Origin of the sequence: Amphritea atlantica, from assembly GCF_018860855.1 — a bacterium.
Lineage (GTDB): Bacteria > Pseudomonadota > Gammaproteobacteria > Pseudomonadales > Balneatricaceae > Amphritea > Amphritea atlantica_A.
In genome coordinates, this window is record NZ_JAHKQE010000009.1 from 16,911 (window position 1) to 30,180 (window position 13,270).

13 protein-coding genes are annotated in these 13,270 nt (G+C 49.0%); 9 read left to right on the forward strand and 4 right to left on the reverse strand.

What is annotated here, in order from left to right:
• Positions 1 to 42: 42 nt before the first annotated feature.
• Complete coding sequence (gene clpA / locus KO512_RS02875; protein WP_215950836.1) at positions 43 to 2,307, reverse strand: ATP-dependent Clp protease ATP-binding subunit ClpA; 2,265 nt, start codon at positions 2,305 to 2,307, stop codon at positions 43 to 45.
• A gap of 13 nt (positions 2,308 to 2,320) precedes the next feature.
• A complete protein-coding gene (gene clpS, locus KO512_RS02880; protein WP_215950837.1) occupies positions 2,321 to 2,677 on the reverse strand; it encodes an ATP-dependent Clp protease adapter ClpS in 357 nt (118 codons plus the stop codon).
• Between the two features lie 248 nt (positions 2,678 to 2,925).
• Between clpS and KO512_RS02885 the strand changes: the two genes are divergently transcribed.
• Positions 2,926 to 3,168, forward strand: coding sequence for a cold shock domain-containing protein (locus KO512_RS02885; protein WP_436792259.1), 243 nt, complete (start codon positions 2,926 to 2,928; stop codon positions 3,166 to 3,168).
• Between the two features lie 221 nt (positions 3,169 to 3,389).
• On the opposite strand, the gene icd is transcribed toward KO512_RS02885, so the two are convergent.
• Entirely contained in the window at positions 3,390 to 4,643 is a 1,254-nt protein-coding gene (gene icd / locus KO512_RS02890; protein WP_215950838.1) for an NADP-dependent isocitrate dehydrogenase, read from the reverse strand.
• Positions 4,644 to 4,745: 102 nt separating this feature from the next.
• Here icd and KO512_RS02895 point away from each other — a divergent pair, with 102 nt between their 5' ends.
• Complete coding sequence (locus KO512_RS02895; RefSeq protein WP_215950839.1) at positions 4,746 to 5,420, forward strand: pseudouridine synthase; 675 nt, start codon at positions 4,746 to 4,748, stop codon at positions 5,418 to 5,420.
• A 4-nt stretch (positions 5,421 to 5,424) separates the two neighbouring features.
• Here the strand turns inward: KO512_RS02895 and moaE are convergent, their stop codons facing one another.
• The gene (gene moaE / locus KO512_RS02900; protein ID WP_354667728.1) at positions 5,425 to 5,877 is read right to left on the reverse strand and encodes a molybdopterin synthase catalytic subunit MoaE; all 453 of its coding nucleotides are present in this window, start codon (positions 5,875 to 5,877) and stop codon (positions 5,425 to 5,427) included.
• Positions 5,878 to 6,008: 131 nt separating this feature from the next.
• Between moaE and KO512_RS02905 the strand changes: the two genes are divergently transcribed.
• The 7 genes from KO512_RS02905 to KO512_RS02935 all read left to right on the forward strand — a co-directional run bounded on the left by KO512_RS02905 (position 6,009) and on the right by KO512_RS02935 (position 12,774).
• Positions 6,009 to 6,467 (forward strand): NUDIX hydrolase, encoded by a 459-nt coding sequence (locus KO512_RS02905; RefSeq protein WP_215950841.1) that lies wholly within the window; start codon positions 6,009 to 6,011, stop codon positions 6,465 to 6,467.
• Positions 6,468 to 6,534: 67 nt separating this feature from the next.
• The gene (gene mnmA / locus KO512_RS02910) at positions 6,535 to 7,656 is read left to right on the forward strand and encodes a tRNA 2-thiouridine(34) synthase MnmA (RefSeq protein ID WP_215950842.1); all 1,122 of its coding nucleotides are present in this window, start codon (positions 6,535 to 6,537) and stop codon (positions 7,654 to 7,656) included.
• A 17-nt stretch (positions 7,657 to 7,673) separates the two neighbouring features.
• The gene (gene hflD / locus KO512_RS02915; RefSeq protein ID WP_215950843.1) at positions 7,674 to 8,345 is read left to right on the forward strand and encodes a high frequency lysogenization protein HflD; all 672 of its coding nucleotides are present in this window, start codon (positions 7,674 to 7,676) and stop codon (positions 8,343 to 8,345) included.
• 95 nt (positions 8,346 to 8,440) lie between these two features.
• Positions 8,441 to 9,805, forward strand: a complete 1,365-nt coding sequence (purB, locus tag KO512_RS02920; RefSeq protein ID WP_215950844.1) for an adenylosuccinate lyase — start codon at positions 8,441 to 8,443, stop codon at positions 9,803 to 9,805.
• Positions 9,806 to 9,917: 112 nt separating this feature from the next.
• Positions 9,918 to 10,760: an alpha/beta fold hydrolase gene (locus tag KO512_RS02925; RefSeq protein WP_215950845.1), complete on the forward strand. Its 843-nt coding sequence runs from the start codon at positions 9,918 to 9,920 to the stop codon at positions 10,758 to 10,760.
• 95 nt (positions 10,761 to 10,855) lie between these two features.
• Entirely contained in the window at positions 10,856 to 11,620 is a 765-nt protein-coding gene (gene trmJ, locus KO512_RS02930) for a tRNA (cytosine(32)/uridine(32)-2'-O)-methyltransferase TrmJ (protein ID WP_215951061.1), read from the forward strand.
• Positions 11,617 to 12,774, forward strand: a complete 1,158-nt coding sequence (locus KO512_RS02935) for a cupin domain-containing protein (protein ID WP_215950846.1) — start codon at positions 11,617 to 11,619, stop codon at positions 12,772 to 12,774. Before trmJ ends, KO512_RS02935 begins: the two co-directional genes overlap by 4 nt.
• Positions 12,775 to 13,270: the final 496 nt, after the last annotated feature.

Genomic DNA, 13,270 nt, shown 5'->3' on the forward strand with positions numbered 1-13,270 from the left:
TAAGGGTCGCTTTTTTTATATCTCAATTTTAGTTGATGACGGTTACACCGCCATGCCTGTATGCGCATGAATCTCAATATCATTATCCGCGTTGACAACAATATCGACTTTCCCGCCCTCATCGGCCAACTCACCAAAAAGAATCATCTCTGCCAACGGCTTTTTCAGTTTTTCCTGAATCAAACGTTTCATAGGCCGCGCGCCCATCGTGGCATCATAACCATGTTCAGCAAACCACTGCCGAGCATCATTATCAATATTCAGCACAACATTTTTATCATCTAGTTGCGCCTGCAACTCAGTCAAGAACTTATCAACCACACCGACAATAACCTCGGGCGATAGCGCTTTAAACTGAATAATACCATCCAGACGGTTGCGGAACTCCGGCGTAAACAGCTTTTTGATCGCTTCCATACCATCCGTTGTATGATCCTGATGACTAAAGCCAATCGAAGCACGGGTCATCTGCTCGATACCCGCATTTGTCGTCATTACCAATATCACGTTACGGAAATCAGCTTTACGACCATTATTATCGGTCAATGTGCCGTTATCCATTACCTGGAGTAGCAAATTAAAGACTTCAGGATGAGCTTTCTCTATTTCATCCAGCAACAATACTGCATGAGGCGACTTAGTGACCGCTTCAGTCAGCAATCCACCCTGATCATAGCCTACATAGCCAGGAGGCGCACCAATGAGCCGTGAGACGGTGTGACGCTCCATATACTCCGACATATCAAAGCGAATCAGCTCAATACCCATAATGCGTGCAAGCTGGCTAGTAACTTCCGTCTTACCCACGCCCGTTGGGCCGGCAAACAGAAAAGATCCGACCGGCTTATTCGGTTCATTCAAGCCTGCACGAGATAGTTTAATCGCTGCGGACAGCGTATTGATCGCTTCATCCTGCCCAAGAACAACCATTTTAAGATTGCTGTCGAGCTTTTTCAGTTGCTCTTTATCCGACACCGAAACACTCTTCGCTGGGATGCGAGCAATTTTGGCCACAACGATTTCAACTTCGGGCACATCAATCACCGAATTACGTTCATCTAAGGGCACCAATTGCTGATAAGCCCCTGCCTCATCAATCACGTCGATCGCCTTATCCGGCATATGCTTATCGTTGATGTAGCGATCAGCCATTTCAGCCGCCGCCCGTAAAGCCTCATCGGTGTAGGTAACATGATGATGATCTTCAAATCGGCTTTTAAGCCCTTGAAGAATTCGATAGGTATCATCAACTGAGGGCTCCAAGACATCGACCTTCTGGAAGCGTCGCGCCAGCGCTCGATCTTTTTCAAAGATGCCACGGAATTCCTGAAAAGTGGTCGAACCAATGCAGCGCAACTGACCCGAACTTAACAGCGGTTTCAGCAGATTAGACGCATCCATTGAGCCGCCGGATGCTGCTCCAGCACCGATAATGGTATGAATTTCATCAATAAACAGAATCGCATGCTCCTGCTCTTTAATCTCATTCAGAAGACCTTTAAGCCGCTTTTCAAAGTCGCCACGATATTTAGTACCTGCCAACAACGCGCCCAAGTCGAGGGAATAAACAATGCTGTCTGCGATAACATCCGGCACCTGCCCCTCAACAATCAGCTTCGCCAACCCTTCAGCAATAGCGGTTTTACCCACGCCAGCCTCACCAACCAACAGCGGATTGTTTTTACGGCGTCGCGAGAGAATCTGCACAACTCGTTCAACCTCGGCAGTACGGCCAACCAACGGATCAATACGGCCCGATTTTGCTTGTTCATTAAGGTTGACTGAAAAATTTGCCAGCGGGCTTTTTTCTTTCTCGGCCGCCGCATCACCTTCTAACAACCCATCATCAGCAGGGCGACTATCGTTCTCTTCGACCCGGGAGATGCCGTGAGAGATGTAATTGACCACATCGATACGTTCGATACCTTGTTGATTCAGCACATACACCGCATGACTTTCCTGCTCACTGAATATCGCCACCAAAACATTGGCGCCATTGACTTCAGCGCGGCCCGAGGACTGCACATGGAAAACCGCCCGCTGCAGAACTCGTTGAAACCCCAGAGTTGGCTGGGTTTCCACATCAGGAATATTCTCCGGTAGCAGTGGCGTGGTGTCGTCGATAAAAGTATTGAGTAACTGTCTCATCTTATCAAGATCGACCGCACAAGCATCCAACACTGCGCGGGCCTCAGAATTATCAAGTAAAGCCAATAACAGATGCTCTACGGTCATAAACTCATGTCGCTTAGCGCGCGCATTCTTAAAGGCAACGCTCAGCGTATCTTCAAGCTCTTTATTTAACATACTTAACGCTCCGCTAGGCTTGTTCTACTTCACACAAAAGAGGATGTTGATTCTCTCTGGCACATTGATTAACTAAGGCAGCTTTCGTATCTGCCACATCGCGGGTAAACACACCGCACACACCTTTACCTTTAGTATGGACTGCTAACATCACTTGTGTCGCTTTTTCCTGATTCATACCAAAAAACCCCATCAGAATCTGAATAACGAAATCCATTGGAGTATAGTCGTCATTTAGCAATACCACCCGATACATCGAAGGCCTTTTTAGCTCAGGCTTCGCCTCTTCAGTTACTACACCGGTATTATTGTGGTCAGCAAAATCATCTGACTCACCTGAAAGCTTTATATCACAAACTACTTGCCACATATCATATCTCTAAAAGAAGAATCAATTATTTATATCCCATTATGGGCAAACCATACCCGGTAGGCTCTCCAGCCTAATGCTATACTGTATCTGCAGGAGTTAAGAGTATGTGTTGTATCATGTGTTGTATCGGATGTCCCTGCACTTTATCACGGGCATTTTCTCTCGTTTCAGCATTGTAGCAAGAGAGTTTGTCGTGGCAACAGGCCTAAAGTAATTCAGGTCGAAGTAATTCGGATATTGGGGGGATGCCAATGCACACAGGGAAAGTCAAATGGTTCAATAACGCCAAAGGTTTTGGTTTTATTGTTTCACCGGATTTTGACGAAGATTTATTTGCTCACTATTCTGTCATTCAGTCAGAAGGCTATAAGAGCCTAAAAGCAGGACAGGAGGTTGAGTTTGAAACAACCCCCGGACCTAAAGGGATACATGCGGTTAACATTAAATTGTTAAACGTGCCGGAAACGGAATTAAAGGAGCTCAGCTGACGGAATCGACCAAAACTCCCAACCTTTCGGATTGGGAGAGTGCAGTGACCGCACTGCACATCAATGGTAAAAACTAAAGAAAGGCAGATAACACTGCCTTTCTCTGGGCTATAACCCTACCTTACTAACCTCGACCAAACTCCAGCACTCGGTTCACCAAGTCATTAAGAAAGGTTCACTAGCAACCTCCTTGCAACAAAGATCACCGTCTATCTTTACCTCTACATATGCTGAATAACAGCCTTACCAAAAGCAGAACAACTGAGTAACTGAGCCCCTTCCATTTGGCGCTCAAAGTCGTAGGTCACTGTTTTAGCGGTAATCGCCCCCTCTACCCCATTAATGATCAGATCAGCAGCTTCAAACCACCCCATATGCCGTAACATCATCTCTGCCGAGAGAATGATTGAGCCTGGGTTCACCTTATCTTTACCGGCGTATTTAGGCGCTGTACCGTGGGTTGCTTCGAAGATTGCTACTTTGTCCGATAAATTGGCCCCCGGTGCAATACCGATACCACCGACCTCCGCCGCTAAGGCATCAGAGATATAATCACCGTTAAGGTTTAGTGTGGCCACTACATCGTATTCAGCCGGACGCAATAGGATTTGCTGCAACATCGCATCGGCAATGACATCTTTGACCACAACCTGCTTACCATTATTTGGATTAGTAAAGCTCATCCAAGGCCCGCCGTTGAGCGGCTGCGCGCCAAACTCATCTTTAGCGATTTCATACCCCCAGTCCTTGAAGGCCCCCTCGGTAAACTTCATGATATTGCCTTTATGCACCAACGTTAGGGACTCTCGATCATTATCGATGGTGTATTGCAGTGCCCGTCGTACCAATCGCTTAGTGCCCTGTTCCGATACGGGTTTAATACCGATACCACACTGGGTGTCAAAGCGAATTTTGCTAACGCCCATCTCCTCTTTTAGAAAACGGATCACTTTATCGGCTTCTGGGCTGCCCGCTTTCCACTCAATACCGGCATAGATATCTTCCGAGTTTTCCCGATAGATCACCATATCCACATCACCAGGATTTTTGACCGGACTCGGCACCCCGGTAAACCAGCGTACGGGTCGCTGACACACATACAGATCAAGCTCTTGACGCAAAGCCACATTCAATGAGCGGATACCACCACCTACCGGAGTCGTCAGCGGTCCCTTAATACCAACCACAAACTCCTTAAATGCCGTCATCGTTTCCTCTGGCAGCCAAGTATCCTGATCATAGATCGCGGTTGCTTTTTCGCCCGCATAAACTTCCATCCAAGCAATTTTACGCGTCCCGCCATAAGCCTTACTGACGGCGGCATCAACCACCTCTAACATCACCGGCGAAACATCAATACCGATACCGTCGCCTTCGATATAAGGAATAATGGGATGGTCTGGGACATTCAGCGAGTAATCATCATTCACTGTAATCCTGCTGCCCTCAGGCACCGCGATTTTTGTGTATGCCATTTTCTGCTCCATATATTTCTAAGAATATGACCTTGCAGACACAGTATAGACGCTGATAACCTGCCTGCCCGTTCAATTCAGATGACCTGTCGGAAAAGTCTAATGCCAGAAATAATATTGTTCAATAAACCGTTTCAGGTGCTCACCCAGTTTACCGATAGCGAAGGTCGTCCGACCTTAAGCAATTACATCAAACGCAAAGGTGTCTACGCGGCAGGACGACTCGATTATGACTCCGAAGGCTTATTAATTCTGACCGACAATGGCCAGCTGCAACACCGATTAGCAGATCCTAAATTCAAACTTGAAAAAACGTATTGGGCGCAGGTCGAGGGAGAGATTAATGATGAGGCACTACAGCAATTGCGCCAAGGCGTGACATTGAAAGATGGCGTCACCCGTCCAGCCAAGGCAAAAAAAATCCCCGAACCATCGATCTGGCCTCGCACACCACCAATACGCGAACGTCAAAATCAGCCAACCAGCTGGGTAGAACTTAAAATCAGTGAAGGTAAAAATAGGCAGGTTAGACGGATGACCGCCGCCGTTGGCTTTCCAACCCTACGATTGATTCGCGCCGCCATCGGCAATTGGACACTGGAGCAGCTTAAGCCAGGTGAATACCGTACAGAAGAGGTGGCAATGCCGGTCGCACCACGCCAACCGCGGACGACAAAATCGGCTAGCAGCAGGACAGCCCCGCCTTCACGCCGCGGCGATAAAACAGCGACTCATGGCCGCAAAGCCCGCAGCAAACCAGCCCGTAAACAGCGCTAATCACTTACCAGTTCTCGGCCGCATCAAGATCCGATTGTTTCGCCTCGACCCAATGCTCGCCAGCGGTGGTGATCTCTTTTTTCCAAAACGGCGCGTCACGCTTAAGATAATCCATAATAAACTCAGCCCCTTGGAACGCCGCTTGACGATGAGCACTAGCGACCCCAACAAAGACGATATTGTCATTCAGGGCGAGCCGCCCTACGCGATGGATCACCACCACATTACCCAAGGTCCAGCGCTGCCGAGCCTGCTCAATAATCCGACTCAGCGCTTTCTCTGTCATCCCTGGGTAGTGCTCAAGATACAGCGCCTCCAACCCCGGCCCACTGGCCAGCTGGCGAACCACGCCGGTAAAGGTAACGATCGCCCCATTGCAGGCATTATCCGCCTGTAATTGCTGGGATAGCTTTGCAACTGAAAAATCTTCAGTCTGAACCGAAACAATATCTTTCAACAAACGTCACTCCAAAATACAGCCAAAAGCAGTCAAAAATGGTAAGGTTGCCCGCCAGAGTCTGCTGCATCTTAGACGCGGGCAGTTAACATAACGGGCCGATAATCTGCCCTTAATATACGGGATGAGAAATGCGTTGGACACCCCATGCCACCGTGGCAACCATTATTGAGCAGGATGGCAAATTTCTCTGCGTAGAAGAAGAATCCGTATCACGGGGCCAGCGGGTCATTAATCAACCGGCCGGCCATATCGAAGCGAATGAACGCTTTATTGATGCCGCCATCCGTGAAACCCTAGAAGAAACCGCTTGGCATGTCACCCCGACAGCATTGGTGGGCGTGTATGTTTATACCGCCCCTACCAACGGCATCACCTACCATCGTTACTGTTTTGTCGCACAGGCTGATCGGCATGATCCGAGTCTGCCACTGGATACCGGTATTATTCGGGCCCTATGGCTCAGTCGTGCGGAATTGGAAGCACAACAGGAACGACTTCGCAGCCCGATGGTCACCCGGTGTATCGATGATTACCTCGCCGGCATACGTTTTCCATTATCGCTGATCGTTGAACCGGATCACCACTAAAGCATTGAAATCTGCGACTCTGGTCGCATATACACTTAATCATCCTTGAAGGTCATATACAGTTCCCATGTCAGACGCAGCCAACACAACCTCTGCAGCCCCTGCAGCCACCAAAGTCATTGTCGGCATGTCCGGCGGTGTGGACTCATCCGTTTCAGCACTGTTGCTGCAGCAACAGGGGTATCAGGTGGAAGGCCTGTTTATGAAAAACTGGGATGAGGATGACGGCACCGATTATTGTACCGCGATGGATGACCTCGCCGATGCGCAGGCGGTGAGTGATAAGCTCAATATCAAGCTCCACACCGCTAATTTTGCCGCCGAATATTGGGATAATGTTTTTGAACACTTCCTCGAAGAGTATAAAGCGGGCCGCACCCCCAACCCGGATATCCTCTGTAACCGGGAAATCAAATTCAAAGCCTTTCTCGAATACGCTAAAGTGCTTGGGGCCGATAAAATCGCCACCGGACACTATGTCCGTCGAGGCGAAGCCAATGGCAAGGCGACGCTACTAAAGGGGCTAGATAACAATAAAGATCAAAGCTATTTTCTGCATCAAGTCGGCGCTGAAGAACTGGCACAAACCCTCTTCCCCGTTGGCGAACTGGAAAAACCGGAAGTTCGCCGACTAGCCGAACAGCACGATCTGATTACCCATAATAAAAAAGACAGCACCGGCATCTGCTTTATCGGTGAGCGTCGTTTTACCGATTTTCTTAAACAGTACCTACCTGCTCAGCCCGGTAAAATAGAAACCCCCGAGGGTGATGTGATTGGTGAACATCAGGGTTTGATGTATCACACCATAGGGCAGCGCCAAGGGCTCGGCATCGGCGGCTTAAAAAACTATCCGGAAGAGCCTTGGTTTGTCGCCGAAAAAGATCTCGAGCGCAATGTATTGGTAGCGGTTCAGGGGCAACAACATGAGCTACTGTTTAGTCATTGGCTAACGGCTAGCGATATCTTCTGGATTAACGGAGAGAAACCCACCCTGCCGCTCAACTGCCGTGCTAAAGTACGCTACCGCCAGTCGGATCAAGCCTGCACCGTGTTTGCCGATGGCGAGGGTTATCGCGTCGAGTTTGAACAACCCCAGCGCGCGGTCACCCCTGGCCAGTCTGTCGTCATCTATTGTGACGAAGTCTGCTTGGGTGGCGGTGTAATCGAAACGACCGGAAAAGCGTAAGGAGACTGATCAACTATATGTCCAGAGCAGAAGATCAACAAGCCATCGCGCTGGCAGGCCTGTTTCAGGCGGCCAGCTTGGTAGAACAAATCGCAACCCGGGGGATGGTGCCGCAAAATAGCTTCGAAACCTCGTTGGCGAGTCTTTTCGTCACCAACCCTGACACCACCGAAGAAATTTATGGTGGCGTACATGATCTACCGATCAATCTAAGCCAGGGCTTTCGGGGTCTTAATGAGCTGCTCGATAAAAGTAAAGCAGAACAAAACCAAGACGTCATTCGCTATGGACTAAGCATTATCCATCTCGAACGCAAACTCAATAAACGGCCGGATTTACTGCAGAACATTGGCGAACGCATCGACAAGATTACCCAACAAGCCCGCTACTTCGCCGAAGAAGGCACCGACTTGAAAGATAATCCTGCGGCGTTTACCCACCCGACCGTCATCGCCAACCTCGCCAGTCTCTATCAGGATACGCTGAGCACCTTTAGCTTTCGCATTCAGGTAACGGGTGAACCCCGCCATCTGCAAAATGCCGAAAATGCGGCCAAAATCCGCGCCCTCTTATTAGCAGGCGTACGTGCGGCAATGCTATGGCGTCAAGTGGGTGGTAAGCGCTGGCATCTATTGTTTTTTAAATCGCGATTGCGCCCATCGGTCAAACAGATCATGGGGCATCATTAATCGGCGACAAATAAATGGCCGCCAGATTTTCCCTACGGCCCTATTTTAGCTATAATCCGCGCTCAAAATTTAACCCAGTCAGGTATTTACTCGATATGGATCTTACGTCTCTTTCTGCGATCTCCCCAATTGATGGTCGTTACGGTAGCAAAACCGCTGATCTACGCCCGGTCTTCAGCGAGTTCGGTCTGATTCGCGCCCGTGTAACGGTTGAAGTTCGCTGGTTGCAGAAGCTTGCCGCACACCCGCAAATCACCGAAGTTCCACCACTCAGCGAAGCCGCTAACGCAGTGCTTGATGCGCTGGTTGATAACTTTAGCGAAGCACAGGCTAACCGCGTAAAAGAGATTGAGCGCACCACCAACCACGATGTTAAAGCGGTTGAATACCTGATTAAAGAGTCGATTGCAGATAACGCAGAACTGGCCGCCGTCAGTGAGTTTGTTCACTTTGCTTGCACCTCTGAAGATATTAATAACCTATCCCACGGCTTGATGCTCAAGCAGGGCTTGGATGTGATGCTGCCAATCATGCAGCAGATCAGCGACGAGATTGCTCAACTGGGCCGCACCTATGCTACCCAACCGATGCTATCACGCACCCATGGCCAGACCGCTTCACCGACCACCGTTGGTAAAGAGATGGCCAACGTGGCTTACCGGCTACAACGCCAGATCAATCAACTGAAAAAGATTGAACTGCTGGGCAAGATCAATGGTGCCGTGGGTAACTATAACGCTCACCTCTCCGCCTATGCTGATATCGATTGGGCCGAGAACGCACAGACATTTGTCGAAAGCTTAGGGCTGACATTCAACCCTTACACCACACAGATTGAGCCACACGACTATATTGCTGAGCTATTCGATGCAGTGTGTCGCTTCAACACCATTATCATCGATTTCGATCGCGATATTTGGGGCTATATCTCACTGGGCTACTTCAAGCAGAAAACCATTGCGGGCGAAGTCGGTTCTTCAACCATGCCGCACAAAGTTAACCCAATTGACTTCGAAAACTCTGAAGGTAATCTGGGTATCGCTAACGCAGTGATGCAGCATCTAGCCGCTAAACTACCCGTATCTCGCTGGCAGCGTGACCTGACCGACTCTACTGTGTTACGTAACATGGGTGTTGGTTTCGGCTACAGCTTGATCGCTTACCAATCGAGCCTGAAAGGCATCAGCAAACTAGAACTTAACCCAACACGCTTAGATTCCGATCTGGAAAATAGCTGGGAAGTCTTAGCTGAACCGATTCAAACCGTGATGCGTCGCTACGGCATCGAAGAGCCGTACGAAAAACTCAAGGCACTGACCCGTGGTCAAGATATGAATAAAGCGACTATTTTGGCTTTTGTTGATACCCTTGATATGCCTCAAGCGGCGAAAGATGAACTGAAGCAGTTAACACCTCATAGCTATATCGGCAACGCGGTCGATCAAGCTAAAGCGATCTAAGCGTAGCGCTGACGATGATTAAAAAAGCAGAGCTCGCGCTCTGCTTTTTTATTGCTGGGCCTTGCTAGGTTTTATGCTATCACTTTAACTAAGCGCTTTAACTGGTTGATTTATGGAAAAAATAATAGCTAAAGATGGCACTGAAATCCATTACCTCCGGTTAGGCGAAGGCAGCCCGGTGCTGTTTCTGCATGGCTGGAGCGCTAGCGCCAAAGACTGGTTACCCTTTGCCGCCGAACTGGCCGATGACCATGATGTTATCTGCTGGGATGCCCGTGGACACGGTGGTCATCATCTGCCGGCGGGGACAGCTACCGATGTGCAAACGATGGCCGCCGATCTACAGCAACTCATCGAGCACCATGATCTACAGAACCTGACGCTCGTTGGCCACTCGATGGGGGCTCTGACCCTATGGCAATATATTCGCGATTTTGGCTGTGACCGTTTGGCCGGTATCGGCATTATTGATCAGTCCCCTAAACTGGTCACCGATGAGCACTGGGCCAATGGCATCTATGGTCATTTTGATGCCCAGGCCAACCAACAACTGATTAAACTGCTACGAGAAGATTTCGCCGAAGGCCTGCTACAGCTGGTGGCTAATGGCTACAATCAAAAATCATATGAAAATTACAGCCGTAATTCTCGTGGCTTTCAGCAGATGCGCGAGCATCTACAGCGCTTAGAGGCAGAACCCTTAGTCCAGTGCTGGGAAAGTTTGACCGCCGCGGATTACCGCGACGTATTACCTCAGATCAGCGTCCCCGCCCTGTTAATCTATGGTGACGAGAGCCAGTTCTATGCCAAACCGGTTGCTGAATATGTCAGGGATCATATTCCCCAAGCAGAACTGCACATTTATGAAAAAGCCGATCACTCGCCACAGCTATGGCATCGAGAGCGCTTTATCTGGGATATTAAGCAGTTTATTCGCCAACTAAAAATGGCCTAAAGCGCTTTAGATAGACAACAATCCTGACCTGAAACAATAACCGTCAGCCGGTAACGCATTAAGATTAAGCGCCTGACATGAATAACGAAGACTCTATGCTCAACAATATACGTATCGTACTGATCAACACCTTTCATCCGGGTAACATTGGCGCCGCTGCTAGGGCGATGAAAAACATGGGGCTAAGCCAGCTCTATCTGGTGGAACCGCGCATCTACCCAGATGAAGAAGCCGATGCCCGCGCCGCCGGTGCGAAAGATCTACTCGACAGTGCGGTCGTGGTTGACACCCTCGATGAAGCGATCGCCGATTGCCAACTCGTAATTGGCACCAGTGCCCGCAACCGTACCTTTGATCTACCTATTTTTGATGCTCATGACTGCGCTCGAAAAGTAGTCGGTGAAGCTCAACAGGGAAAGGTCGCCATTATTTTTGGCCGCGAAACCATGGGGCTACACAATGCCGAACTGCAGAAATGTAACTACCATGTCTACATTCCGGCCAATCCTGACTACCCCGTACTGAATGTCTCAGCGGCTATTCAACTCGTGTGTTATGAGATCTGGCAGGCCCACTTGAAACATGACTTTATCCCTCAGGAAGAGCCCTATCCGCTGACCGAAGATATGGAGCGATTCTATGCCCATTTAGAAAGCGCCCTGCATAAAACCCGCTTCATCATCCCGCAGCATCAGGGCAAGGTGTTGGATAAATTACGCCGTTTCTTTAACCGTTCCCGGCCGGAACGTACCGAACTGAATATGTTACGCGGGATTCTCTCTTCTATCGACGAAACCGTGGCAAACCTAAGCGCGGACAAAACATCCGACAAGCAACAGGATAAAGGATCTGACCAATGAGCGATTCACCCTTTGGCGATATCTCCATCGAAGAATTTCTACGGGATTACTGGCAGAAAAAACCACTACTGGTACGTAATGCCTTCCCGGATTTCGATGCTCCCGTCGGCGCCGACGAACTGGCAGGCCTCTCTCTGGAAGATGATGTTGAATCCCGCTTAGTGATTCAGAGCCCAGATAATAATGACTGGGAGATCAAGCACGGCCCCTTTGATGACGAAACTTTTGCTGCCCTGCCCGAAAGCCATTGGACACTGTTGGTGCAGGCAGTCGATCACTGGGTGCCTGAGGCCAGCGAGATTATCGAACAGTTCCGTTTTATTCCGAACTGGCGTTACGACGACCTCATGGTCAGCTTTGCTAGCCAAGGCGGTGGCGTAGGACCTCATTACGATAACTATGATGTGTTCCTAATTCAGACCCAAGGCCAGCGCCGCTGGGAAGTCGGCGGCTTTTTTGATCAAAACTCACCCCGTCGAGCCAATACACCGGTGATGATCATGACCGACTGGGACCCTGAATATAATTGGGTATTGGAACCTGGCGATATGCTCTATATCCCACCTCAGGTAGGCCATAACGGTATCGGTGAATCCGATGATTGTATGACCTACTCGGTCGGCTTTAGAGCGCCGTCCCATGCAGAAATCATGCGTAACTTCACCGACTTTATCGGTGAAACCTTAACCTCGGAATCACGCTATACCGATCCTGATCTTAGCTTGCAAGATAATCCCGGCGAGATCCGCCCCGAGGCGTTAGACAAAATCCGCGCGATCTTTACCTATTATTTGCAGGATGATGCCCGACTTGGTGAATGGTTAGGTAAGTTTGTTACCGACCCTAAATACCCTGAGCTGGATCAAAGCCCAGAACAGCCGGTGACCATTGATGAGATTAGAGGCGCGTTAAAAACAGGTGATCTATGCTTTATTCGCAATGAAGGTAGCCGCTTCTCCTACAGTGTCATTAATGACGACCAAGTGCAGCTGTATGCCGACGGTAACTGTTTCAAAGTGTCCGGCACCTGCTGCACCTTAGCCACCAGTCTCTGCCAGACCCCTGCCATTGTCATTAACCAAGGTGAATGGAGTGATCAACAGCTGCAACTATTGGCTGACCTATATAATCAAGGATCGTTGTATACGGAATAATGCCAAAAGGGTTTCTGTTGACGCCTATTCACGCTCACACTCAGCTACTCTGCTGATGCAAAAAAGACCTCTATGCAGGTCTTTTTTTACGTTTACACATGGCCAAAATACAGATTACCTGTGCTAGATCAATGATTTCATTGGCTCTAGCCCATTTTGTAGTGAGCATTCAAATATACTTTTTAGCTATATAAAAATCTTATCTTATAACCCATTTCTTTTGTAAAAGCGTTCATCTAGCCACTATACAAAAGTCGCTAGACTTTAGGCTATAACGACTCAATCCCTTGCTATATCTAGCGTTATTGCAATGCAGCAAGCCGGCCGCTATGTAGTTTAACTACAGCGCATAAGCAATTGATAATGTAGTAAAGCTACACCTTTGCTGCTATGCACAAAAACCCTTTGACCGCTCTCCTTAAAGGCAGCATGATGAGTGCTCTATAAGGCGTTAGCCACTTCGACAATAGCTGACGCAACAAGATGTAAACCGCTT

Bases quoted from the DNA above. Each gene is read 5' to 3' on its own strand.
- clpA (WP_215950836.1), bottom strand. From the start codon at position 2,307: ATGTTAAATAAAGAGCTTGAAGATACGCTGAGCGTTGCCTTTAAGAAT.
- clpS (WP_215950837.1), bottom strand. From the start codon at position 2,677: ATGTGGCAAGTAGTTTGTGATATAAAGCTTTCAGGTGAGTCAGATGAT.
- KO512_RS02885 (WP_436792259.1), top strand. From the start codon at position 2,926: ATGCCAATGCACACAGGGAAAGTCAAATGGTTCAATAACGCCAAAGGT.
- icd (WP_215950838.1), bottom strand. From the start codon at position 4,643: ATGGCATACACAAAAATCGCGGTGCCTGAGGGCAGCAGGATTACAGTG.
- KO512_RS02895 (WP_215950839.1), top strand. From the start codon at position 4,746: ATGCCAGAAATAATATTGTTCAATAAACCGTTTCAGGTGCTCACCCAG.
- KO512_RS02905 (WP_215950841.1), top strand. From the start codon at position 6,009: ATGCGTTGGACACCCCATGCCACCGTGGCAACCATTATTGAGCAGGAT.
- mnmA (WP_215950842.1), top strand. From the start codon at position 6,535: ATGTCAGACGCAGCCAACACAACCTCTGCAGCCCCTGCAGCCACCAAA.
- hflD (WP_215950843.1), top strand. From the start codon at position 7,674: ATGTCCAGAGCAGAAGATCAACAAGCCATCGCGCTGGCAGGCCTGTTT.
- purB (WP_215950844.1), top strand. From the start codon at position 8,441: ATGGATCTTACGTCTCTTTCTGCGATCTCCCCAATTGATGGTCGTTAC.
- KO512_RS02925 (WP_215950845.1), top strand. From the start codon at position 9,918: ATGGAAAAAATAATAGCTAAAGATGGCACTGAAATCCATTACCTCCGG.
- trmJ (WP_215951061.1), top strand. From the start codon at position 10,856: ATGCTCAACAATATACGTATCGTACTGATCAACACCTTTCATCCGGGT.
- KO512_RS02935 (WP_215950846.1), top strand. From the start codon at position 11,617: ATGAGCGATTCACCCTTTGGCGATATCTCCATCGAAGAATTTCTACGG.